The sequence below is a fragment of the Parabacteroides sp. KHUB-03 genome, from assembly GCF_056640975.1.
In genome coordinates this window covers 157,351-181,290 of record NZ_CM153257.1, presented here as the reverse complement: position 1 = coordinate 181,290, position 23,940 = coordinate 157,351, and the positions used below count along the sequence as shown (strand labels likewise).

Below are 23,940 nucleotides of genomic sequence, written 5' to 3'. Positions count from 1 at the left end.
AAAAAAGGAGCTGTATCAAATTCGTATTCATGGAACACGGATGATACAACTCCTTTCTGCCAATATCTATTTTATTTTAAATCTGCAATGACAAAACGAACCGGCATCCTCTTTTATAATCCATATCAAGAGACAGGTTTCCATTCAGTTTATTAGCAACCAAAGCACATATAGGCAAGCCCAATCCATCACCATCTGCCAAATCCTTTGCTTCCATAAACGGCCTGAATATGCTTTCCCTACGCTCTGCAGGAATACCTGTTCCGCTGTCTGTCACTATAAAGTTACAGAGATGAGCGCCTTTTCTTTTAAACTCTAGTGTAATTTTACCCGAAGAAGTATTGATTGCAGCATTCCTCAATAAGTGCAACAAGATACGCTCTAATTGTACAGCGTTTGTTTTTACTTCCAAAGCAGGAGCATCCACTACCGTCTCCACTTCCGGCTGAACGTCGTCAACGATCTTATCCATTGTCTTCTTACAGAAGTTTCCCACATTGAAGGACTGTACTTCGTACGGTTCCATTAAAGAACCTTCCAGCGAAGAAAGTTCCTGAATGTTCAACCCGAATTGCCTCAAAGCATCTACACGGGATTTTATAGATACGGCTTGTTGCGACACTGTTGCCGGCAATTCGCCAACACAAACGCCAAGCATATCCAACGTTGGAGCCATTTGTTCGGAGATACTTTGTATAAACTTAGTCTGTTGTTCGTTATGTTCATTATTTATCTTAATAATATTCTTCAGTTTTTTAGTGAGTATCAAATAACGCAACAATATAAATATCAATAACAACAGTGCTGCAATCAATATTACAACAAATGTAGTAAGGCCAACTATCATATATTGTTTACCCGACAACTGGCTATCTTTTTCCTGTATTGTTTTCAGGCTCTCATCATATTTCATCTGCAATGCGCCCAACTTATCCTGCGCATTGAAGGCTTTTACCGAATCCGTCCAAACGATATACTTCTCGTAGGTTCGCTTCATCAACGGAGCATCGTTGGAATTCAAAGCTATATTAATCAGGCTTCTGTAGCAATCGCTCACCTTATCGTATTCTTTCTTTTCCCTGTATTGGCTGATAAGTTTTTGGAATGCTGCATCTCCCTGTTCATTTTTCCCTAAGGCATAATAGTAACTCGCTTTGGTATACAACAAGTCTTCGGCAAGCTTGCTGTTTTTGGACTGGTTCGCTAAATTATTCAGTTCGGCAAGCTGAAGTTCGGCCTGAGCCGCATTCTTAAGCTTCATATACATTTGCAACCGTTCTTTAGTGATCTGGAAACGCTCATCATAAAATACATTTTGCGATTTTTGTTCCTCTGTCTGCAATAATTGCGTCATTTGCCGGCAAAGTTCAAAAGCTTCCTTATAATAATTCTCACGGTAATAAAGAAAAGCACCTTTTGTTCCGCATTCAACCGCCTGTGCATATTTTCCCTGGTTTGCAAATGAATTATAAGCACGGATATAAAGGTAACGCGCCTTTGTATAATCTTTCTGCTCAAAACTGGTTTGAGCTTGTTTCATAAATTCGTTTCCTAAGTTTTCCTGAGCCTGAATATTTGTACAAAAACAAAATATAAAAGCAATAATAAAATAAGAGATCTTCATAATTGCAAATTTAATTTAAAGCAAATATACACAGTTCTGCAGACAATGCGCTCTTTCGAAGCGGAAAAATGAAAAAAAGATGCTAAACAGATAGTAAGTTGACAGTCGTCAACCATACGGTCGACAACCGTCAGCCAAGCGGTTGACAATTGTCGGCCGCTTGGCCGATAATTGTCAACTTACTTTTTCATCAAGAAAAACATTATAAATACAGGGTTATCGAATGGCCTCTGCCCGGTTTCAATTGCCATCAGTTCCAACCGACAAGCATGCGCTGTCTTAATTTTATAAAAGAGTTCACGAATCTTGCAGTAAAAACTTATATTTGCATGTTCTAAGTAATATATATGGGCGGATAATTTTCGTACATTTAGCATTTATAGATTTATGTTGAAGCAACAGTTACAACAAAAGTTACAACAAAAGCTTTCTCCTCAACAAATACAGTTGATCAGGCTTCTGGAACTTCCAGCCATTGAACTGGAAGAGCGAGTGAAGCATGAGCTGGAAGATAATCCGGCACTGGAAGAAGGACGCGAGCCTTTAGACGACTTTGAACGGACTGAAGAAGATAACGCCGAAGACATAATGCCGGTAGAAACAGACACGGATATTTCTCTTGGCGATTATCTGAGCGAAGATGATATACCGGACTACAAGCTCCGCGAAATGAGTGACAGGATAGAAAAAAAAGAAGATGTTCCTTTTTCGGCAAGCCAGTCATTAAACGAATTTTTACTGCAACAGCTCGGACTACGTGACTTAACGGAAAAACAACTGAAAATTGCAGAATATATTATAGGTAATATTGACGATGACGGATATTTGCGACGCGATCTGTCTGCTATTGCCGACGATTTGGTTTTTCAGGCAGGACAAGAAGTGGATGAAGGCGAAATAGGAATGGTTCTTTCCATCATTCAGGATTTTGAACCCGCAGGAGTAGGCGCCCGTAACCTGCAGGAATGCCTACTGATCCAATTGGACAAACGCGAACAAACGCCTGTCAATTCATTAGCAATACACATTCTGACCGAATACTTCGAAGAGTTTATCCGCAAGCATTACGATAAGATTCTACGCGGACTGGATATCGACGAAAACACACTTAAGAATGCAATTCACGAAATAACCATGCTGAATCCTAAACCGGGAAGCAGTTGGGGTGGTTCTATGGAAGTGGCCATGAGCCAGATCATACCCGATTTTCTGGTGGAAGCAAACAATGGCGAGCTGACCTTAAGCATGAATAACCGCGATATTCCCGATTTAAGAATTAATCGCGAATATGCCGAAATGTTTCAGGATTATGCAGGAAACAAAGCAAACCAAACGGCTAAAATGCGCGACGCCGTACAGTTCGTAAAACAAAAACTGGATTCCGCCCAATGGTTTATTGACGCCATTAAGCAACGTCAGGAAACTTTACAACGCACAATGGAAGCGATCATTCTGTTACAACGCGACTTTTTCCTGACAGGAGACGAAACATCCCTTCATCCGATGATACTGAAAGATGTGGCAGAACGTGCCGGATATGACATTTCCACGATTTCGCGGGTAAGCAACAGTAAATATGTACAAACAAACTTCGGCATTTACCCGCTTAAATATTTCTTCTCCGAATCGATGCAAACCGACAGTGGCGAAGAAATATCCACCCGCGAGGTAAAAAAGATCATGAAAGAACATATTGAGAACGAAGATAAACGCAAGCCCCTGACAGACGAAGAACTAGCCACTATCCTGAAAGAAAAAGGCTATGTAATAGCCCGCCGGACAATTGCAAAATACCGGGAACAACTGGATATACCGGTAGCCCGGCTCAGAAAAGAAATTTAATAAATAAACAACATGAGATTATTTGCTAATATAACATCCATCCTATTCCATCCGTTGCTTATGGTGACCTATGGGATCATATTGGCTCTTACCTACACCTACCTTGCCATATACCCGCTCCCTGTAAAGCTAACGATTTTAGGAGGTACATTTGTTTCTACGGCAATTATACCCGGTGTGTTTATTTGGCTGATGGTAAAAAACGGAGCAGCTGTCGACCTGGAACTTTCCGACCGCAAAGAACGCATTGTTCCTTACCTTATTTTCATAACTTCCATTATGGTCTGCACCTTCTTCCTCTATAAGATGATGATGCCATTCTGGATCCTGGCGCTTCTGATAGGCGTCTGTGTCTCACTGGTAATAGCCTTGAGCATTAATTTTTTCTGGAAAATAAGTGCGCATGCCATTGGCGTAGGCGGATTGTTGGGTGGTATTATGGGAGTTGCACGCATACACATGATAAATCCTTTCTGGGCTTTCATTGCCATATTGCTGATAGCCGGTTTGGTAGGTACATCACGTATCTTTTTACAAAGACATACACCTATGCAGGTATATGCAGGCTTTTGTCTGGGATTTATATGTACATTTGTAGCCTCGTTATTAAGTTATATCTATTTATTCATCTAATAAAAACACTAAAATTATGAATTTTCCTGCAGATTTAAAGTACACAAAAGACCATGAATGGATTCGTGTAGAAGGCGACGTTGCTTATGTTGGTATCACAGATTACGCACAAGGCGAATTGGGCGAAATCGTATATGTAGACATCACTACGGAAGGCGAAGAAGTTGCTAAAGAAGAAGTGTTCGGAACAATCGAAGCTGTTAAAACCGTATCGGACCTGTTTATGCCTGTTAGCGGCGAAGTATTGGAAATTAATGCTGAACTGGAAGACAAACCGGAATTGGTTAACGAAGATGCTTACGGTAAAGGTTGGTTGATCAAAATCTCTCTGAAAGACAAATCTGAAGTGAATGAACTGTTGTCTGCGGCAGATTATGAACAATTGATTGCAAAATAAGAGAATATGACACCTGTTGTAAGTATAATAATGGGCAGCACATCAGACCTGCCCGTTATGGAAAAAGCAGCCAAGTTGCTTGACGAAATGGAAATTCCATTCGAAATGCATGCACTGTCTGCCCACCGTACTCCGGCAGAAGTGGAGGCTTTTGCCAAAGGAGCCAAAAGCCGCGGCATTAAAGTGATTATCGCAGCAGCCGGCATGGCAGCCCATTTATGCGGCGTGATAGCATCCATGACGACATTGCCGGTTATCGGTGTACCTATCAACTCTTCGTTAGACGGTATGGATGCCCTATTGGCTATCGTACAGATGCCTCCGGGAATCCCTGTTGCAACCGTAGGAATTAACGGAGCACTTAACGCCGGTATCCTTGCAGTACAAATGCTTGCCGTAGGAGATGAACAACTCCAGGAAAAGCTTGTTGCATACAAAGAAGATTTGAAAAAGAAAATCGTGAAAGCAAATGAAGAATTAGCTCAGGTTTCCTTTAAATACAAAACTAATTAGTTGACTCTTGGCTAGTGACAGGTAAACACAAATACCGTTTGCGCACCTGTCACCTGCCAACTATCCCCTGTCAACTGAATTGTCAACTGAATTATGGATTATTTTAATTATACCCGGCGTAAATCGTCTGTTGTTCATATCGGAAACATTCCGATGGGAGGAAAAAATCCGATTCGCATCCAATCCATGGCAAATGTATCTACTATGGACACAGATGCATCAGTCAATCAAGCAATACGAATGATTGAAGCGGGTGCAGAATATATTCGTTTTACCGCACAAGGAGAACGGGAAGCACGCAATCTGGGAGAAATCCGTAAACAATTAAACGCACAAGGTTTCACCACTCCGTTGGTTGCTGATATACACTTCAATCCCAAAGCAGCCGATGCCGCTGCAGAAGAAGTAGAAAAAGTCCGCATTAACCCGGGCAATTACGTAGACAAAGTAAAAACTTTCAGTCATCTTGAATACACTGACGAGGAATATGCAGCCGAATTACAGAAAATCCGCGATCGCTTTGTTCCTTTCCTTAACATTTGCAAGAAACACGGAACCGCCATCCGCATTGGCGTAAATCACGGTTCGCTGTCCGATCGTATTATGAGCCGCTATGGCGATACACCCGAAGGCATGGTAGCCTCATGCATGGAATTTCTTCGTATTTGCAAAGACGAACATTTCCCGGATGTAGTTATATCAATTAAAGCATCCAACACTGTTGTGATGGTGAAGACCGTCCGTTTATTAGTACGGACGATGGAGCAGGAAGGCATGGCCTATCCTTTACATTTAGGAGTAACGGAAGCCGGAGACGGAGAAGATGGACGTATAAAAAGTGCCGTTGGTATAGGAGCTTTATTATCTGATGGTATCGGTGACACGATCCGGGTGTCATTAAGTGAAGATCCGGAAGCAGAGATACCTGTAGCCCGCAAACTGGTAGAACATATATTGGAACGCCGGGAGCACAAACCGATTGTAGGCACTTTATCCGCAGGTTATGATCCGGTAACCGCGACCCGCCGTAAAACCCGTGCCGTAGAAGGCATAGGAGGGAACTTCCCTCCTATTGTCATTTCCGACCGCAGTGATGGGAATTTTGAATTTGATCATTCTTCTTTACCTGACTACATATACATTGGCAAAGAGGATCCTGATAATCTGCCCGACAACTTCAAGCTGTTGGTAGATGCCCATTTCTGGAAAGAACGTCCGAATGCATTTCCTTTCTTTATTGCTTCCGAAGCAGAAGAACTGAAAGACTATGACGTACCCCTGAAGTTCATCCGCATAACGAACAGCGACCTGAACGAAAATCTGATCAAAACCCTCCAAAAAGACAAAACCGTAGTTGTAATTCTAAGTACTTATCATCGGAATGCGGTTGGTGCCGAACGTGCTGCCATGCATAAACTATTATCGGCCGGTTGCGACATTCCGGTTATACTGCACCGGGATTATCAGGAAACAGACACAGAAGCCTTGCAGTTAAAATCGGCTGCCGATTTCGGAACTTTATTATTAGACGGTTTCGGAGATGGCATCATGTTGCATAATGAAGGAACCAAGACCTCCGTTGCAGACAAATACATGTTTGGTATATTACAAGCTACCCGCTTGCGTATCAGCAAAACGGAATATATTTCCTGTCCGAGCTGCGGACGTACATTATACGACCTGCAAACAACAATAGCCCGTATCAAAGAGGCAACATCGCACCTGAAAGGTCTGAAGATCGGTATCATGGGCTGTATCGTAAACGGTCCTGGAGAAATGGCTGATGCCGATTACGGTTATGTTGGTGCCGGACGGGGACAAATCAGCCTATATAAAGGAAAAGAATGTATATTGAAAAACATTCCGGAAGAAGAAGCCGTAGAACGTTTGGTACAATTAATAAAAGATCATGGAGACTGGACGGATTAACCGACAGTTAATATTCCATACAGGAATCAAACATCTGTCAACCGTCGTTTGTCAACTGTCAACTTTTAAATATCTTTGTCAGTCAATAATTAAGAACTCATGGAAGTAAAAATAGTTAATAAATCCCATCATCCGCTGCCGGCATACGCAACACCGCTATCGGCAGGTATGGATATTCGTGCAAACTTGTCGGAACCTGTCGTGTTAAATCCGTTGGAACGTAAAATAATCCCTACCGGACTTTACATTTCGTTGCCGGAAGGATATGAAGCACAGATGCGTCCACGCAGCGGTTTGGCTATCAAACATGGCATTACCTTACTGAATGCACCGGGAACTATCGACGCCGATTATCGCGGAGAAATAGGTATTATTTTAGTAAACCTGTCAAATGTGCCATTCGAAATAAACGACGGAGAACGTATATGCCAGATGGTTATTGCCGCTCACAGCCATGTTGAATGGAAACCGGTAGAAGTATTGGACGATACCGAACGCGGTGCCGGAGGCTTCGGACATACCGGAAAACAATAAGAGAGTATCTCTTTTCGTGAACAAATAAAATTATGACATTGAAATCTCTGAAATATATTGCACTATTATTGTTGATGACCTGCTTCGTTCCGGTAAAGGCAACGAATGCCAAAGATATTGGTTCTTCTGTAGCTGCAAAGATAAGTGATGCCGACCGACGTAAATTTGATTACTTCTTCTACGAAGGGCTCAATTTAAAGAATGCCGGCAAATTTGATGCTGCCTACGATGCTTTTTATCATTGTTTGGAGCTTGACTCGACAGCAGCTCCGGTTCTTTACGAATTATCGTCTTTCTATGTACAATTAGACCGCCCTAATAAAGCTGTAGAGATGTTGAAACGGGCTGTAGCAAACAGTACGGACAACTACACTTATAAAATTGCCCTGGCAAGTGTTACCCGCAACTTAGGCATGTACGGAGAAGCAGCCGAAGAGTATGAAGAACTAATAAAAGAATATCCCGACAAGGCCGAATTATATTATTACCTGGCCGATGCTTATACCCAAAGCGGAGATATTGGTAAAGCAATCGATGCATACGACTCGCTAGAATCGATTATTGGTATGAACGAAGCTCTTTCCATGCAGAAGTATAAATTGTATAATCAACTGGAAAAGCAAGACGAAGCATTCAGGGAAGTAGAAAAACTGGCTGATAAGTATCCGATGGAAGCCCGTTATCAGATCATATTGGGAGACCTCCATCTGGAGAAGAAAGAAATGGAGAAAGCCCTGGCTTATTACCAAAAGGCACACGAAGTAGATCCGTTGAATCCGTATTATATCGTCTCCATGGCTAATTATTATGAGGCAACGGATAATAAAACAGCCGCAGAAGAACAAATACGGACAGCTCTTGTCAACGAAAAATTAGATGTAGAAACAAAAGTCAATATCCTGTCCCGCTACATCCTCAAACTACAACAAACAAAGCAGGGAACCGAAAGTGCAAACCAGCTATTCCAGACGCTACTGGAACAACATCCGGAAGATATAGATCTGAAGTTGATGTATGGTGGCCTGTTGCTGGCACAAGGAAAAAACGAAGAGGCTAAGTTTCAATTCCAACTGGTAACAGAAATGGAACCGGATAATGCCGGAGCCTGGCAACAACTTCTTAATCTGGCATTAAAATCGGAAGATATTCCGGAAGTAATGCGTATATGCAACAAGTGTATTGAACTATTTCCCCAATCGCCCGAGTATTATTTCTATCTGGGAATTGCCTATTATCAACAAGGAAAATACCAGGAGGCCCTAAATGCCTATTATACCGGACTGAATATTATCCCGAAAGAAAACCTGCCTTTGAAATCTGATTTCTACGGACAAATAGGTGATATCTATTATCAGATGAAGAAGATGGACCAGGCTTATAAAGCGTATGACGAAGCACTGAAATACAATGAAAACAATGTTGTTGTATTAAACAATTATAGCTATTTCCTTTCGTTAGAAAAGAAAGACCTGAAGAAAGCAGAACGAATGAGTGCTCTATGTATAAAACTGGAACCGGATAATGCAACTTATCTGGATACATACGCCTGGATTTTCTTTGTGCAGGGCAACTATACATTGGCAAAAATATATATAGAGAGTGCACTTGAGAAAGATAAAACAAAAAGTGCGGAACTGGTAGATCATTACGGTGACATCCTGTTTATGAACGGTGATAAAGAAAAAGCCATTGAACAATGGAAGAAAGCCAAAGAAATGGGAAAGAAAACAAAGATACTCGACCGTAAGATTGCCGAAGGTATTTATATTGAAGACAAAGATGCAAAATGAATAAATGGGAAAAGTTTAGAGGATTAGTTGTTTTTGCAGGGATAATAATGCTACTTTCTTTAGCCGGTTGTAAGTCGTCCAAGAAAGTAGGAACTGTAGAAAGCAGCGGCACCAAAGCGTACAATGAGTTTTTTGCATCCATGCAAGAACAGGAATTCAATTTCAACACACTTTCGGCACGTCTGAATGTAGACCTTAACCTGCCTGATAAGAATATGAGTTCGCGTGTTGATCTGAAAATGATTAAAGACAGCGTTTTTCAATTATCCGTACAACCTTTTCTTGGTATTGAAGTCTTTCGCATAGAACTAAGTATAGATAGTATTAAAGTCATTGACCGCATAAACAAACGTTTTGTAACGGAAAGCTATTCAGGTTTGAAAGGGCAAACTCCAATAGATTTTAATTTCTACAATTTGCAAGCACTTTTCACAAACCATTTGTTTTTGCCTGGACAGCAGGCTATTTCACCGAAGCAATACAATCATTTCAGGCTGAAACAAGAAAATGGGCTGGCTGAAGTCAAAACAAAAGATTCCATGGGACTGCTTTATACTTTTACTGCCGATGGAGAAGAAAAGCTTCTTGCCACCCACATCAGTGAACCATCCGACAAATACATGCTTCAATGGGATTATCAGGATTTCAGGTTAGCCGGAGACCAACCGTTCCCGATGCTCATGGACATACGATTACTGGAGAATAATCTTTCCAAAGGAAACATCAGAATCCATTTCTCCCGTATACAAACAGATATGCCGCTAAGTATGGATTTCAGCATCCCTGCAAAATATAAACGTATTACCTTTGCACAAATAATAAAAGCAATAAGTAATAACAGTAACTAAACGGATATGAAGCACTGTTGGATTGTCATATTTTTAATTCTTCTGGCTCCCGCTTATGCTCAAAAGTCTGATAAGGTCAGACAACTTGAAAAGCAGCGTAAGGAAGCACTGGCTGAAATTGAAACGACAAGCCAACTGTTGAATGAAACAAAACAGACGGCCAAAAACTCGCTGAATCGTCTTAACCTGCTGTCACAACAGATACTTTCCCGTAAAAAAGTAATCAGCATTTTAAACCAGGAAATTGACGCTATCAACGGGCAAATGAACAAAATGAACCGTGAAATAACTCAACTGGAAAGAGAATTAGGCAATAAAAGAGCCAACTATAGCAAATCTGCACAAAGCATATATAAACGGCATAGCTCGCAAGACAAACTTTTATTCATACTATCTGCCGATAACTTTGCACAATCTTTACGCCGCATGCGATATTTACGCGAATATGCCGACTGGCAGAAACGGCAGGCCAACGACATTATAGACAAGCAAAAAGTAATTAACCAGAAAAAGGTAGAGTTAGAGAAAACGCGATCTGCAAAACTAACCCTTCTAGGCACCCGCGAAGATGAGAACAAGAAGCTAGTATCGGAAGAATCGAGTCAGAAAGAAGAAATACAGCAACTAAATAAAAAACAAAAGAAGCTACAGGCAGAATTACGTAAAAAACAACGTCAGGCACAAGCTTTAAACCGTCAGATAGAACGACAAATTGCCGCCGAGATTGCGCGTGCAGAAGCTGAAGCCAAAGCGGCCCGTGAAAAAGCCGAACGCGAACGTCGTGCCCGTGAGAAAGCCGCCCCTGGCTCAAAATCTTCTTCAGAACCAATTCGCGAAGAACGTGTTGCCGATACAAAAGGTGGCTATGCCATGACGAAAGCGGAAAAGCAACTATCCGATAATTTTGCCAATAATCGCGGCAGACTGCCTTATCCGGTAACTGGTTCACATACAATTGTTGCTTCATTCGGCGAACAACAACATCAGGAACTGAAATATGTCCGTACAAGCAATAGCGGAATAGATATCCAGACCTCTCCGGGATCAGATGCCCGCGCGGTCTTCAACGGTGAAGTAACCCGCGTATTTGTAGTACCGGGATATAACAATTCCATTATCATACGCCACGGTAACTACCTGACTGTTTACAGTAACCTTAGTGAAGTATATGTGAAAGCCGGAGACCGAGTCTCTACCCGCCAGGCCATCGGGCGTATTTTCACCGATACGGAAGATGGAAACACAACAATCCTTCATTTCCAGCTTTGGAAAGAAAAGACAAAACTCAATCCGGCTCCGTGGTTGGATTAACAAACAGCCCGGCTTATGAATCCGCTCCCGAAAAATATCCAACAATGGACGGAAAACCCCGTCTTCCGTAATATATTACTCTTGTTCTCCGGTACAGGTCTGGCTCAGCTCATTCCCGTTATCATCCAATTATTTTTAGCACGTATTTATTCCAAAACGGAATTCGGAGAACTATCCGTATTTATGTCTGTCATTGGTATAGGAGGAGTGATTGCCACACTCAACTACGATTATGTTGTTGTCATCTCGCGCAAACAGGGAGAAGCACGTACAATGCTCTTCCTCTCTCTGCTTTCATCCATACTGATAAGCATATTCAGTTGCCTGATATTATATGTATTCAAGCCCTATTTCTCAGAGATATTGAATGTCTCGGACTATAGCATTTTATGGATGGCACCGCCTGTAATCCTTATCATGGGATGGATAAACGGCTTCACGAGTTGGTACAACCGGCTGGGAGCTTATAAAAAGATGGTAACCGGACAACTCACCCAAGGACTATCCATACCGATACTAAAGCTTCTGTTTGGTTATGTAGGTATATCTGCAGGATTGATCTGGGGAACATTCACCGGGTATATCTTTGCCGTTGCCTATTTTATTTACCTTTATCTCGCAGACGAAAACAAGCAAGGTCTATTCCGCTCCCTTTCATGGATCAAGATGAAGCTATATGCCTGGGAATACCGGGACTTTGCCATTTATGCCAGCATCGGAAATTTATTCAATGCATTTGCTTTACTGGGACTTCCGTTATTAATTACATTTTTCTATCCGCTTGAAGTAGCCGGACTATACTTTTTTGCCAATTCTATCATACGGCTACCAATAAACCTGCTATCCCTCGCCATTGGCAAAGTATACAAAAAAGAGGCCAGCGAAATGTACCAGAGGCGTCCGCACGAATTATACTCATTTACAATTCGTATTCAAAAGATGATATTATGTTTCGTACTTCCCCTGTTGGCATTCTTCTTCCTGTTCGGACCTCAACTGTTTTCATTCCTATTTGGAGCCAAGTGGATAGAATCCGGAGAGATGATCCGTTATTTTGCTATCTTTGTTCTGTTTAATGCGCTTTATTCACCCATAAGCTCAATAGCAGATATATTACGGCATCAAAAACTGCTTTTGTTCTTTAATGTTTCTCTTGTGATATGCCAGATAGCTATATTCGCAATAGGAGCAGGTCTGGAATTTAAGTATGTATTACTGGCAACTTCCGTCATCGGTGCATTGCATTATATCCTGATTGACATATACATGAAAAAGCAGATAAAAAAATACAGATTATGAAACAACTTCTCAAAAATATTTCCGAACCGGTTCTGCGTATTCTTATCCATTGGGCATATCCGCGTTTCGAACGCCAGGAAGGTTATACGTCTTATGCCCACATCTTCATACACTTCTTCCTGATGCAGAAAATAGTAGGTATCAACAGAAGTGTTCCCTGGCCTGTGCATTTCACCAGCCAGGTCATTGAATGGCAAAAAATAGAAAAAGGAATCTGCTGCGATCCGGGAGACTGCAAAGGTGTATATATTAATGCGCACGGTGGACTTAAGATCGGGAACAATGTAGAAATTGCACCTAACACGGTTATTTCTACCGTAAACCATCACAAGCGTGATTTCCGGAAGATCGGATATAAGAAAGGGATTACCATTGGCAACAACGTATGGATAGGTGCCAACTGCTCAATCCTGGCAGGTGTTACGATTGGTGACAATGTGGTTATAGGGGCCGGTTGTACAATAAGAGAAGATGTTCCATCTGACACCGTTGTTTCACAAACTGCGGAATCGCTGGTATATAAACCCCAGTCGGGCCCGCATGAATGGGATTATACAACAGCCAGACTTATGTAACCTATAAAGCCAGACCATCCAAAAGTCGGACGTAAGTATCTATTGCTTCCCGTATCTCCATCAATTCAATATACTCGTTTGCGGCATGCGAACGGGCAGAATTGCCCGGCCCTATCTTAACGGAAAGAAATGGCATCAACGCCTGGTCGCTCAGTGTGGGAGAGCCAAACGGTTCTTTTCCCATCATAACCGCCCGTTGTACAAACGGATGATCTAAAGGCGTACATGTAGAGTTCAAACGGAAACTACGGGCGTTTACCGTGCACGACACTTGCTCTTTTATTAACTCATAAGCTTTTTCATTCGGATAAAACTCGTTTGTCCGTACATCTACCGTAAACTCACAACGGTCGGGCACTACATTATGTTGCGTACCGGCATGAATGATAGTCACGCTCATCTTTACCGGACCCAGGAAATCGCTCTTTTCGGGAAACTGATATGTATTGAACCATCCAATATCTTTCATGGCAAGCGTAATGGCATTAACACCTTCATTACGTGCCGCATGTCCCGCCTTACCTGTACTAACACAGTCCAGTACCATCAACCCCTTTTCGGCTACCGCCGGTTGCATACCTGTAGGTTCGCCAACAATAGCAAAAGCTACGGGAGGAAGTTCTGTCAATACGCTTTCCAATCCGTTTTTCCCGGAAACTTCTTCTTCACAAGATGCAAGAAAGATCAGATTATACGGTTGCTCTTTACAGCACAACGTACGGAAAGCGGCATACAAAGACACCACACTTGCCCCGGCATCGTTGCTGCCTAAACCATACAGTTTATCTTCGTCGTCCACCTCGGGAACGAACGGATCTTTTGTCCAGCCCGAAGCCGGCTTTACCGTATCTATATGGGAATTCAACAATACAGTAGGGTTACCCGGATCGAAATTATTACCGATGATCCATAAATTATTACCCTTACGGCAGACTTTATCGCCATCTTTCGCCCATTTCTGTTGCAGAAAATCGGCAACCTCTGTTTCTTCCCGGCTGAAAGACGGACGGGAAATCATTCCTTTTAACGTATCTATTGCATCGTAAAACATGCCGCTACTCATTTTCATCCATTAATAACTGCTTTATCGTTACCCGGTCTACATCCAATTGCTCCTTTAAGGCTTCCAAAGATTCGAATTTCTCATCACCGCGTACAAACCGGATAAAAGAAACAATTATCTCATCGTTATATATATCGCCTGAGAAGTCGAAAATGTTTACTTCAAGAGTTATGTTCGTCCCATTATTCAAGGTAGGACGGCTACCGATATACAGCATACCTTCATAACGGAAACCTTTCAGATAAACATAAACAGCATATACGCCAATGCCAGGCAGTACCTTAAACGGTTCGTCCGACTCTATATTGGCTGTGGGAAACCCTAAAGTACGGCCTACCTTATAGCCACTCACAATATGCCCTTTTATCTGATAGGGATAAGTGAGCAAATAAGCTGCATCTTCTACATTGCCCTGTTCTATCAAATGCCGTATTTCCGACGAACTAACCGCCGTACGGCCAGCATCGTAAACCGTAGCCTGAATAACTTCTATACCGCATTCCTTACCATAAATAACATATTGTCCGAATCCATCCGTACGATCGTGTCCGAAACGATGATCGTAACCTATCAACAATGTATTGACATGCAATCGGCGGGCAAGTACTTTGTGAATAAATTCGGAAGCCGACAGGCGCGAAAGTTCAACTGTAAAGTCTAACACAATGCAATAATCAACTCCGGTAGTCTCCAACTGCTCCAGTTTTTCTTCGAAAGAATTCAGAAGCTTCGGCTGGTAATCTGAATGAAGCACAGCTCTCGGATGATCGGCAAAAGTAACTACGGCAGAAGGCAAGCCTTTCAACCGTGCCACTTGTTTCATTTCTTCTATCAGGAAACGATGTCCACGGTGAACCCCGTCAAAAAAACCGATTGTGGCAACCAAAGCCTGTCCCTTCAGTATTTCAAAATCTTTAACAACAACCATTCATCTATTACATTATCGTTACAACCAAGGGACAAACTTACATAAAATGTAAATATTAACAGGAAGCTTTAAAAGAAAAGTTTATCAAAACTCTTTGTTATGCCCGATGTTATATGATAAAAGGAGTAAATTACTATGAACGTTTGCAGAGTTGAAGATTATAAACAATTAATATTGTCGTACGATTCCTGTTTCAGTACATTTTATCCGGATCTGAACTTCTATTGTGATGATGAAATCTTCACCGTAAAAGGAATTATCCGGAAATATACAGACATTTCCGGCGTAGATTTAAACATGGACTATTTCATTATTGCTATGAAAAAAGAGTATCTCATCTGCTTACCCATATCGGAAACAGCAAAATATCAAATCAAAAACAACAACAGTCAGTTTAAAAACTAATTTACTGTATTCCTTACTATGGCATTGACTAAATTTCACCTCATGGCTTTTTATATCAAAGATACTATACTTTTATTCTTTTGACCCAGGTCAAAATTAATTTTGCCCAAGGTAAAAATCAATTATCAGCCAGGTAGAAATTAATTTTCAGCAATGACAAAAGAATAAATCCACCTGTACTTTTTACTAAATTATACCTTCTTTCATACCAGAGAAAGCTGAGCTCGCTGACAGACATCAGAAGTAGTTGTATAACAACGAATAAGCTAAATACTATACGGCCGGCAAATCATATATCAATTTAATTCCGTATTTTTGTATCTTGATTAATGAGGAAATAAAATGAATTACCAGATTAAAGCACCGGAGGTCAGACTTCAATCCTCCATACAGCTTCCCGCTTCTAAAAGCATCAGCAACAGAGCTTTGATTCTGAATGCTTTAAGCTATAGCCCATACGATATACAAAATCTTTCCGACTGCGATGATACGGAAGTGATGATAAAGGCGCTTAACTCCAATGAGAGCAACTTTGACATCAAAGCTGCCGGGACAGCTATGCGCTTCCTCACGGCTTTTCTCTCAAAGGTTGTTGGCGAGTGGACAATCACAGGGACGGAACGGATGAAAAACCGCCCCATTAAAATACTGGTGGACGCACTAAATTCTTTAGGGGCAAGGATAGAATATATGGAAAAAGAGGGATACCCACCCTTGCGGATATTCGGAAGTGCACTGCAAGGCGGCGAAATCTCATTAGCCGGCGGAGTAAGTTCGCAATATATATCGGCCTTGCTGATGATAGCACCTTTGATGGAAAACGGTTTGGTATTGCATCTGGAAGGTAATATCATTTCGCGTCCCTATATAAACCTTACCCTTAAATTAATGGAACAATTCGGTGTAAAAGCCGATTGGAACGGGCAGACAATAAAAGTACTTCCGCAAGAATACAAACCGGTACACTTTACTGTCGAATCCGATTGGAGCGCTGCTTCATACTGGTACGAGATCATGGCACTCTGTCCGAATGCGGAAATAGAACTGCTGGGATTATTCAAAAACAGCCTGCAAGGCGATTCAGCCGTAGCCAAACTGTTTGCACAACTGGGAGTAGGAACTACTTTTACGAACAAAGGCATTCTTTTACGCCACAACGGAAACGTTTGTAAGAAACTGGTACATGATTTCATAAATGAACCCGATCTGGCACAAACTTTTGTAGTAACCTGTGTGTTCCTTAATATACCTTTCCGTTTCACCGGATTGCAATCTCTGAAAATAAAAGAGACAGACCGGATAGAAGCCCTGAAGGTGGAATTAAAAAAACTAGGCTACGTACTTACGGACAGCAATAACAGTATACTTGAATGGAACGGAGAAAGATGCGAACCCGAAAGTAACCCGGTCATAGCAACATACGAAGATCACCGTATGGCGATGGCTTTTGCACCGGTAGCGCTGCTTCGACCTGTTTGTATAGCTAATCCGGAGGTAGTAAGCAAGAGTTATCCTTTGTACTGGAAAGATTTGGAACAGGCAGGATTTAGAATTACCGAAGATTAAGATTGAACGAAACATGTGGTACTTAATTATATTCATCAGCGTAGTATTTCTTGGAACCATAGCGGCCATTGCCAGCTATTTCAGGAATAAGAAACTACAAAGAATGCTCGAACGGGGTGAAATTACCGAAATACCGGAGCCCCAGGAAATACCGGAAGTATGTTGCGGGCAACATGAAACATGCGAACGCGACAGTCTGTTGGCGGCGGTAAGCAAAAAAATAGATTATTACGACGACGAAGAATTGGATCAATATATCGGAACAGAACCGGATGAATACAGTGATGAAGCAGTTAATGAATTCCGGGAAATACTATACACCCTGCAGGAGATTGAAGTGGCAGGCTGGCTACGGAGCTTGCAATTGAGAGGCGTCCAACTGCCGGATGCTTTGAAAGACGAAGCATTCTTAATTGTGGGAGAAAGAAGAACCCACTAACCGGAGGACTGACAATGGAATTATTTCAATACACCTTTTTTCAAAACGCTCTTACAGGCAGTTTACTGACAGCTATAGTTTGCGGCATTGTAGGCACTTATATCGTATCACGCCGTCTGGTATTTATAAGCGGAGGTATTACGCATGCCTCATTCGGAGGACTCGGACTAGGTTTTTACCTGGGTATGAATCCGATCCTTATGGCAATGGTATTTTCCATACTTTCAGCATTTGGTGTAGAATGGGTGAGCAAAACACAAAACGTACGCGAAGATTCGGCCATTGCCGGCATATGGTCTTTAGGAATGGCACTAGGGGTTATCTTCATTTTCCTTACACCGGGATATGCTCCCAACCTGTCGGCCTATCTTTTTGGAAACATACTAACGATTTCGATGACCGACATCATTTTAATAACTATCCTGGCAGTTATGCTGGTGATTGTGTTCCTGCTATTTTTCCATGAGATCATGTATGTGGCATTTGACAACGACTTTGCCATAACGCAGCGTCTGCCGGTAAAAACAATAGAATATACCATGATGTTTTTTATCGCCGTAACGATTGTCCTCTCCATCCGTCTGGTTGGAATCATGTTATTAATGAGCCTGCTTACTTTGCCTCAGATAACAGTAAATCTGATAACTTCGGATTTTAAAAAGATAATTTGGGGAAGTATTCTGGTAGGCTTTACGGGATGTGTGGCAGGCCTGATATTATCTTATTTCCTGAATGTTCCGTCGGGCGCATTCATTATCCTGGTATTGGTTGTATTGTTTTTAATTACAAAAGGCATTTTATTCTTCCTGCACAGACAATAAATAAAGAATAACAGAGTTTAATAATAGAATAAGAAGCGCAGGCTGATACGTGAAGAAAGGTTTCTACTATATAATAATACCGTTGCTTATATCCATACTCTGGTCTTGCAGTACAAAAAAGAATACCAGAGCAAACCGTTTTTACCATTCCCTCAACACACGATACAACATCTACTTTAACGGCAAAACCTCCTTCGATGAAGCCTTAAAAGCCCTGCAAGATGGTTACAAGGAGAATTATTCGGAGATGATTCTTATGTACCCTATCAGCGCCCAACCCAAAGATAAACAAACAACAGGAGGCCCTTTCGACCGGGCTATCGAAAAGAGTAACAAGGGCATAAAGCTTCATTCTATCAAAGCCAAACCGCCCAAGAAACCGGGATGGAGAAACAACCCTAAACAAAGGGCATGGCAAGAGCAAGAAGAATATAATCCGTTCCTCAAGAAATGTTGGCTGATGATGGGACAAGCCCAATTCTATAATGCAGACTTTTTGCAAGCGTCCGCCACTTTCTCATACATTGTCCGTCATTACGCTCAGGACGAAGAGGTTGTTGCCGAAGCACGCCTATGGCAGGCACGTTGCTATTCGGAAATGGGTTGGTTTTACGAATCGGAAGATATTTTGGGAAAACTGAATGCAAACGGTATTCCCAAGAAAGAACTAAACAGATACGCTGCTGTTTATGCAGACTATCTCATCAAGAATAATCAGTATGAAGATGCCATTCCTTACCTTAAAACAGCAATAAAAGCCGAAAAGAACCGCCGGCAAAAGACACGTATGAAATATCTGCTGGGACAATTATATGCCAACCAGTCCCTGGATGGCCTTGCCTACAATGCCTTCGGCAGTGTAATTAAGGCCAATCCTCCGTATGAATTGGAGTTTGCAGCACGTATCCGGCAGACAGAAGTTTTTACAGGCAACAATTACCTGAAGGTGATAAAGATGCTGCAACGCATGGCAAAAAGCCAGAAAAACAAAGACTATCTGGATCAGGTTTATTATGCACTTGGCAATGTATATCTAAGCCGTGAAGACACAACTAACGCTATCATCAATTATCAACAAGGTATTGACAAAAGTACCCTGAACGGTATTGACAAGGCTATTTGCCAGATAAAACTGGGAGATATCTACTTTAAACAACAAGATTACGTTAAAGCCCAGCCTTGTTTTAGCGGTGCCATGGCCGGTATACAGAAAGAATACAAAGATTATCCCCGTGTAGCCAAACTATCGGCAGTATTAGACGAACTGGTTGTACATATAGAAGCCGTACATTTACAGGACAGTCTGCAAGCACTAGCCAAAATGCCGGAGACAGAACGTTTCGCTGTTATCGATAAAATAATAGAAAAGGTCAAAAAAGAGGAAGAGGAGGCAAAAGCTCTTGCAGAAAAAGAAGCTTATCTGGCAGAACAACAATCAAAAGGCACAGGCATAGACCGGCCGGGAACAGAAACCGGAGGGATTGTTTTACCTACAACAGCAGGTGGTTCGGCATTTTATTTCTATAATCCTCAAACGGTTGCCCAGGGAAAGACCCAATTCCAGAGAAAATGGGGACGAAGAACATTGGAAGATGACTGGAGAAGACGAAAAAAGGCTCTTTCCACTTTCAATGAAAACATGAATGAAGAAAATACAACCAATCCAAACGATTCTACCCAATTGACAGGGCCTGACGGTACGCCGCTTAATCCGGAAGAAGCCGGGGAACCGGTTGTTGCATCGGATGACCCGAAAACGCGGGAATTTTATCTTCAACAGCTCCCGTTTACACAAGAAGACGTAGATGCTTCTAATCTGATTATTGCAGACGGCTTATACAATATGGCTATGATCTATAAAGATAAATTGGAAAATATACCTCTATCGGTAAAAGCCTTTGAAGAATTAGAACGCCGTTTCCCCCAAAACGACCATAGCCTGGAAAGTTATTATCAAATTTACCTGATGGCTCTCCGGGCAAACAACAGCACTTTAGCGGCAGAATATAAATCGAAATTGATTGCAAAGTTCCCGAAAAGCGACTATGCCATAGCTATTGCCGATCCTAACTACGAATACAACATTCGCATGATGGATACGGTACAAGATTCTATTTATCAGTACACATACAACAGGTATCTGGCCGAAGACACTATAACCGTGCGTAAAAATTATGAGAAAATGTCTCAGAAATATCCTTTGGCAAACCTGATGCCTAAATTCATGTTCTTAGACGCTTTATCATACGTACAGGCCGGTGATGCGGAAGGATTTAAACATGCGTTAAGGGCTTTAGTAGAAAAATACCCGGATGCAGACGTTACGGAGCTGGCAGGAGAAATGCTGAAAGGCGTATTGCGTGGCCGTACTATGGTTCAAGGCGGAATAAAAGGTATGACGTGGAACTTACGTTTCGGCGTTGGCGACGACGGAACATTATCTGCAACAGATTCCGCACGTACTTTCACTAACGAAACAATGACTCCATACCGGATGCTGTTAGTGTATCCTACAGGATCATTGGATAAGAATCAATTATTATTTGCCGTTGCAGCCTACAACTTTGCCAACTTCATGGTAAAAGAATTTGACTTGAATATAGAAGAAACTGGCCCTATCAGCATGTTAATGATTCGCGGCTTCATCAATTTCGATGAAATTCTTCAGTATTATAAAATGATATACGGCAAAGACGGTTATGGCAACGCCCTGAATAAGGAAGTAGCCATATTGCCTATCTCGGACGACAATTACGAAACATTAATGCGTGGTAAAACACTGGACGAATATGTCTCTTTCTTTGAAGAAAACTTTGGAGATAAAGCTCCGGAATTAGTAGCCCGCTGGAAAGCCCGCATCGAGGCTGCCGAAGAAGAACAAAGCAAGCCTGAGGAAGAAAAAGAAGAACCTATAACAAACGGACAACCTGTAGAAACAATACAGCCGGCCGATACAGCAAAGCAATACATACAAACAGAAAAACAACCGGTGTTGCAACAACCTGTAACGGAAGTAAAAGATACGGTTATGCCTGTGACAGAAGTTACTGTTTCGGATGACAAAGAGCAAAAAGACTCTATTTCCATTATACAAGCACCTGCCGAAGATCATGGATTGACATTGAAAGATATAGAAGAAATACGTAAGCGCGAGGCTGCCGAAGAAGAACAGCGGAAAGAAGAAGCACGCAAAGCTTTTGAAGAAGAGCAAAAGGCTCAGAAAGAACTTCAGGCCCAAAAAGAAAAGGAACGTGAAGAACTTCTGAAAAAACAAAAGGCCGAAGAAGAAGCTTTACTGAAAGCAAAAGCCGAGCAAGAAAAACAGTTGGAACGTGACCGGAAAGAAAAGGCGAAACAAGCCGAAGCGGACAAAAAAGCGAAACTGAAAGCACGTGAAGAATTGCGCAAAGAAAAAGAACGCGCATACAAAGAGCGTCTGAAACAGAAAGAGAAAGAACGCAAAGAAAAAGAACGTGAATATAAGAAGAAATTAAAAGCGAAAGAAAAAGCACGTAAAGAAGCTTTAAAAGCAAAAGAAGCCGCAGCACGTAAACGTTAAGCCATTCATTAAATGCAAAATATTGGTTTGTCCGCCCAAAAATAATATATTTGCAAAATAATGAATCGTACGAACGAAGATGACGGATGTATTATCATTAGTTGAAAGAATCAAAAATAGCGACCAACAAGCTTTTAATGAACTATACAAGTTGCATTATGTTTCTCTACGTTCTTACGCAATTCTATTAGTAGGTGAAGACGAAGCCGAAGATTTAGTACAGGATGTGTTCATCAACATTTGGTTACATAAAGACGGACTTGATAATACATTGTCCATCCGTGGTTATTTACTACGTTCTGTCTACAATTCCGCATTAAATATATTAAAGAAGAAAAGCCGCTCCAGTAATTATTGCTCTATCCATGAAAAAGAAATCGAAATGATAGGATATAACTATTATGATCCGGACGCTAATGATGTGATACGGAAATTATATAATAAAGAACTACATTCGGATATCCATACTGCAATAGAAAGTTTACCTAGCAAATGTAAGGAAGTATTTTCTTTAAGTTATCTGCAAGATATGCCCAGTAAAGAAATCAGTCAGATGCTCGGCATTTCCTTAAGCACGGTTGAAAACCATATATATTCGGCACTCAAGCAGTTACGGGAAAAGCTTATACAATATAAAATAAGCCAAATCCTTCTACTGCTACTTTATATTGTATCAAAAAAATAAAAAAATAATTTTCTAATAGGTGTTTTTACTATGACAATTGTATTTATTATGAATTGGATTTAGAATCGGAATGGACGAAACAACTATATATAGGTATTTATCTGGTTTAGCTACGGATAACGAGCAAAAAGCAATCCTGGAATGGATAAAAACTTCACCAGAAAACCAAGCTGCATTTTTTGATATAAAAGCAGTTTGGAATTCAAAGCATGTATTAAACAAAACAGAATATAACACAGATTATTCTTTAAAGCTATTAAACCAACGTATTAATAAAATTGCATCCTCAACCAAAGAAAAAAAGCTTTTTACTATTTTAAAATACTCTACCGGGGTTGCCGCTGCAATTTTATTATTAGCAGTTTCACTTCCTTTTCTGATTAAAAACCCTTCAGCAAAAAGAACAAGTCTGGTTCGTGTCTACACGAACCATTCAAACGATAACTCCATAAAAACCTTTTTTCTGGCTGATGGAACCGTCGTTTGGTTAGGAAGCAATTCTACCTTAACATGTCCTACCACTTTTGAAGGATCAACCAGAGAAGTACATCTTACAGGTGAAGCGTTCTTTGAAGTAACAAAAGATCCGGATCATCCGTTTATCGTCAAAGCAGGAGAAAACGAAATAAAAGTTTTAGGAACATCGTTCAGCGTATTCTCCCGCGAAGAGGATAATACTTTTGAGACCATTCTAATGAATGGCTCCATCCAGTTAGACAACAGAGATGGAGAAAAGTTAGCAATACTTCGCCCGGGACAGCAGGCACTATACTCAAAAACGAACAAATCCGTAGAAATAAATGAAGTAGATGCGAATGCTTTAACTTCGTGGAGATTTGGCCTGATCTCATTAACAAATGTCAGTATTTCCGAGATTCTTCGTTGTATTGAAAAAACATATAATGTAAATATAAAAATGGATATACGTTTTCTGGAAAATCGCATATACAACTTTTCTTTTAAACGTTCCAAAGGAGCACAAGAAGCATTGGATCAACTATCATATATTACTAAAATAAAAGCGGAAATCCTTCCTTAACCGATCTGCCAAATATAAATATTATATAATTCCAAAAAAAAAGAGTTTTCACTAGGTAGTTTTTCCCTGCTAATTGTATATATAAGTATCAGATAGAAAAACCATGTGACCATAAAACACACAAGCATTCCGTCTGAAAT

General features: G+C 41.1%; 21 protein-coding genes. 18 read left to right on the top strand and 3 right to left on the bottom strand.

All coding sequences use genetic code 11. The features are described 5' to 3' along the window. Nucleotides 1-76 precede the first annotated feature (76 nt). A complete protein-coding gene (locus ACYIB7_RS00710) occupies nucleotides 77-1,624 on the bottom strand; it encodes an ATP-binding protein (protein WP_480337791.1) in 1,548 nt (515 codons plus the stop codon). A gap of 387 nt (nucleotides 1,625-2,011) precedes the next feature. Here ACYIB7_RS00710 and rpoN point away from each other — a divergent pair, with 387 nt between their 5' ends. The 11 genes from rpoN (at nucleotide 2,012) to ACYIB7_RS00655 (ending at nucleotide 13,295) form a co-directional block, all read left to right on the top strand. Further along, the gene (rpoN, locus tag ACYIB7_RS00705) at nucleotides 2,012-3,466 is read left to right on the top strand and encodes an RNA polymerase factor sigma-54 (RefSeq protein ID WP_480337789.1); all 1,455 of its coding nucleotides are present in this window, start codon (nucleotides 2,012-2,014) and stop codon (nucleotides 3,464-3,466) included. A 12-nt stretch (nucleotides 3,467-3,478) separates the two neighbouring features. Then, nucleotides 3,479-4,099 (top strand): phosphatase PAP2 family protein, encoded by a 621-nt coding sequence (locus tag ACYIB7_RS00700; protein WP_103983259.1) that lies wholly within the window; start codon nucleotides 3,479-3,481, stop codon nucleotides 4,097-4,099. Nucleotides 4,100-4,115: 16 nt separating this feature from the next. After that, complete coding sequence (gcvH, locus tag ACYIB7_RS00695) at nucleotides 4,116-4,496, top strand: glycine cleavage system protein GcvH (protein ID WP_099463927.1); 381 nt, start codon at nucleotides 4,116-4,118, stop codon at nucleotides 4,494-4,496. 6 nt (nucleotides 4,497-4,502) lie between these two features. After that, entirely contained in the window at nucleotides 4,503-5,009 is a 507-nt protein-coding gene (purE, locus tag ACYIB7_RS00690; RefSeq protein WP_099463928.1) for a 5-(carboxyamino)imidazole ribonucleotide mutase, read from the top strand. A 93-nt stretch (nucleotides 5,010-5,102) separates the two neighbouring features. Beyond that, complete coding sequence (locus ACYIB7_RS00685; protein ID WP_103983258.1) at nucleotides 5,103-6,938, top strand: 4-hydroxy-3-methylbut-2-en-1-yl diphosphate synthase; 1,836 nt, start codon at nucleotides 5,103-5,105, stop codon at nucleotides 6,936-6,938. 99 nt (nucleotides 6,939-7,037) lie between these two features. Beyond that, entirely contained in the window at nucleotides 7,038-7,472 is a 435-nt protein-coding gene (dut, locus tag ACYIB7_RS00680) for a dUTP diphosphatase (RefSeq protein ID WP_480337786.1), read from the top strand. A gap of 32 nt (nucleotides 7,473-7,504) precedes the next feature. Beyond that, nucleotides 7,505-9,262: a tetratricopeptide repeat protein gene (locus ACYIB7_RS00675; RefSeq protein ID WP_480337784.1), complete on the top strand. Its 1,758-nt coding sequence runs from the start codon at nucleotides 7,505-7,507 to the stop codon at nucleotides 9,260-9,262. After that, nucleotides 9,259-10,110: a lipoprotein insertase outer membrane protein LolB1 gene (gene lolB1, locus ACYIB7_RS00670; protein WP_103983256.1), complete on the top strand. Its 852-nt coding sequence runs from the start codon at nucleotides 9,259-9,261 to the stop codon at nucleotides 10,108-10,110. Before ACYIB7_RS00675 ends, lolB1 begins: the two co-directional genes overlap by 4 nt. 6 nt (nucleotides 10,111-10,116) lie before the next feature. After that, nucleotides 10,117-11,421, top strand: coding sequence for a murein hydrolase activator EnvC family protein (locus tag ACYIB7_RS00665; protein WP_103983255.1), 1,305 nt, complete (start codon nucleotides 10,117-10,119; stop codon nucleotides 11,419-11,421). 15 nt (nucleotides 11,422-11,436) lie between these two features. Further along, nucleotides 11,437-12,720: a lipopolysaccharide biosynthesis protein gene (locus tag ACYIB7_RS00660; protein WP_480337781.1), complete on the top strand. Its 1,284-nt coding sequence runs from the start codon at nucleotides 11,437-11,439 to the stop codon at nucleotides 12,718-12,720. Continuing rightward, nucleotides 12,717-13,295: an acyltransferase gene (locus ACYIB7_RS00655; protein WP_103983253.1), complete on the top strand. Its 579-nt coding sequence runs from the start codon at nucleotides 12,717-12,719 to the stop codon at nucleotides 13,293-13,295. Before ACYIB7_RS00660 ends, ACYIB7_RS00655 begins: the two co-directional genes overlap by 4 nt. Before the next feature lies 1 nt (nucleotide 13,296). On the opposite strand, the gene ACYIB7_RS00650 is transcribed toward ACYIB7_RS00655, so the two are convergent. Both ACYIB7_RS00650 and ribF read right to left on the bottom strand, forming a co-directional pair. Further along, nucleotides 13,297-14,346 (bottom strand): M20 family metallo-hydrolase, encoded by a 1,050-nt coding sequence (locus tag ACYIB7_RS00650; protein ID WP_480338491.1) that lies wholly within the window; start codon nucleotides 14,344-14,346, stop codon nucleotides 13,297-13,299. Between the two features lie 4 nt (nucleotides 14,347-14,350). After that, complete coding sequence (gene ribF, locus ACYIB7_RS00645) at nucleotides 14,351-15,286, bottom strand: riboflavin biosynthesis protein RibF (RefSeq protein ID WP_480337779.1); 936 nt, start codon at nucleotides 15,284-15,286, stop codon at nucleotides 14,351-14,353. Nucleotides 15,287-15,421: 135 nt separating this feature from the next. Here ribF and ACYIB7_RS00640 point away from each other — a divergent pair, with 135 nt between their 5' ends. The 7 genes from ACYIB7_RS00640 to ACYIB7_RS00610 all read left to right on the top strand — a co-directional run bounded on the left by ACYIB7_RS00640 (nucleotide 15,422) and on the right by ACYIB7_RS00610 (nucleotide 23,800). Further along, entirely contained in the window at nucleotides 15,422-15,691 is a 270-nt protein-coding gene (locus tag ACYIB7_RS00640; protein WP_103983251.1) for a hypothetical protein, read from the top strand. Nucleotides 15,692-16,033: 342 nt separating this feature from the next. Further along, nucleotides 16,034-17,257 carry a 3-phosphoshikimate 1-carboxyvinyltransferase gene (gene aroA / locus ACYIB7_RS00635; protein WP_480337777.1) on the top strand — a complete coding sequence of 408 codons (1,224 nt, stop codon included), beginning with the start codon at nucleotides 16,034-16,036 and terminating at the stop codon, nucleotides 17,255-17,257. A 13-nt stretch (nucleotides 17,258-17,270) separates the two neighbouring features. After that, nucleotides 17,271-17,696: a phospholipase gene (locus ACYIB7_RS00630; protein ID WP_103983249.1), complete on the top strand. Its 426-nt coding sequence runs from the start codon at nucleotides 17,271-17,273 to the stop codon at nucleotides 17,694-17,696. Between the two features lie 14 nt (nucleotides 17,697-17,710). Further along, nucleotides 17,711-18,517: a metal ABC transporter permease gene (locus ACYIB7_RS00625; RefSeq protein ID WP_103983248.1), complete on the top strand. Its 807-nt coding sequence runs from the start codon at nucleotides 17,711-17,713 to the stop codon at nucleotides 18,515-18,517. A gap of 49 nt (nucleotides 18,518-18,566) precedes the next feature. After that, nucleotides 18,567-22,076 (top strand): type IX secretion system periplasmic lipoprotein PorW/SprE, encoded by a 3,510-nt coding sequence (gene porW, locus ACYIB7_RS00620; protein WP_480337774.1) that lies wholly within the window; start codon nucleotides 18,567-18,569, stop codon nucleotides 22,074-22,076. A gap of 79 nt (nucleotides 22,077-22,155) precedes the next feature. Continuing rightward, nucleotides 22,156-22,761 (top strand): RNA polymerase sigma factor, encoded by a 606-nt coding sequence (locus ACYIB7_RS00615; protein WP_480337772.1) that lies wholly within the window; start codon nucleotides 22,156-22,158, stop codon nucleotides 22,759-22,761. A gap of 70 nt (nucleotides 22,762-22,831) precedes the next feature. After that, a complete protein-coding gene (locus ACYIB7_RS00610; protein ID WP_103983245.1) occupies nucleotides 22,832-23,800 on the top strand; it encodes a FecR family protein in 969 nt (322 codons plus the stop codon). Nucleotides 23,801-23,940: the final 140 nt, after the last annotated feature.

Bases quoted from the DNA above. Each gene is read 5' to 3' on its own strand.
- ACYIB7_RS00685 (WP_103983258.1), top strand. From the start codon at position 5,103: ATGGATTATTTTAATTATACCCGGCGTAAATCGTCTGTTGTTCATATC.
- ACYIB7_RS00710 (WP_480337791.1), bottom strand. From the start codon at position 1,624: ATGAAGATCTCTTATTTTATTATTGCTTTTATATTTTGTTTTTGTACA.
- ACYIB7_RS00675 (WP_480337784.1), top strand. From the start codon at position 7,505: ATGACATTGAAATCTCTGAAATATATTGCACTATTATTGTTGATGACC.
- ACYIB7_RS00700 (WP_103983259.1), top strand. From the start codon at position 3,479: ATGAGATTATTTGCTAATATAACATCCATCCTATTCCATCCGTTGCTT.
- lolB1 (WP_103983256.1), top strand. From the start codon at position 9,259: ATGAATAAATGGGAAAAGTTTAGAGGATTAGTTGTTTTTGCAGGGATA.
- purE (WP_099463928.1), top strand. From the start codon at position 4,503: ATGACACCTGTTGTAAGTATAATAATGGGCAGCACATCAGACCTGCCC.
- ACYIB7_RS00615 (WP_480337772.1), top strand. From the start codon at position 22,156: ATGACGGATGTATTATCATTAGTTGAAAGAATCAAAAATAGCGACCAA.
- dut (WP_480337786.1), top strand. From the start codon at position 7,038: ATGGAAGTAAAAATAGTTAATAAATCCCATCATCCGCTGCCGGCATAC.
- ACYIB7_RS00640 (WP_103983251.1), top strand. From the start codon at position 15,422: ATGAACGTTTGCAGAGTTGAAGATTATAAACAATTAATATTGTCGTAC.
- ACYIB7_RS00665 (WP_103983255.1), top strand. From the start codon at position 10,117: ATGAAGCACTGTTGGATTGTCATATTTTTAATTCTTCTGGCTCCCGCT.
- ribF (WP_480337779.1), bottom strand. From the start codon at position 15,286: ATGGTTGTTGTTAAAGATTTTGAAATACTGAAGGGACAGGCTTTGGTT.
- aroA (WP_480337777.1), top strand. From the start codon at position 16,034: ATGAATTACCAGATTAAAGCACCGGAGGTCAGACTTCAATCCTCCATA.
- ACYIB7_RS00655 (WP_103983253.1), top strand. From the start codon at position 12,717: ATGAAACAACTTCTCAAAAATATTTCCGAACCGGTTCTGCGTATTCTT.
- ACYIB7_RS00630 (WP_103983249.1), top strand. From the start codon at position 17,271: ATGTGGTACTTAATTATATTCATCAGCGTAGTATTTCTTGGAACCATA.
- ACYIB7_RS00660 (WP_480337781.1), top strand. From the start codon at position 11,437: ATGAATCCGCTCCCGAAAAATATCCAACAATGGACGGAAAACCCCGTC.
- ACYIB7_RS00610 (WP_103983245.1), top strand. From the start codon at position 22,832: ATGGACGAAACAACTATATATAGGTATTTATCTGGTTTAGCTACGGAT.
- ACYIB7_RS00650 (WP_480338491.1), bottom strand. From the start codon at position 14,346: ATGTTTTACGATGCAATAGATACGTTAAAAGGAATGATTTCCCGTCCG.
- rpoN (WP_480337789.1), top strand. From the start codon at position 2,012: ATGTTGAAGCAACAGTTACAACAAAAGTTACAACAAAAGCTTTCTCCT.
- gcvH (WP_099463927.1), top strand. From the start codon at position 4,116: ATGAATTTTCCTGCAGATTTAAAGTACACAAAAGACCATGAATGGATT.
- ACYIB7_RS00625 (WP_103983248.1), top strand. From the start codon at position 17,711: ATGGAATTATTTCAATACACCTTTTTTCAAAACGCTCTTACAGGCAGT.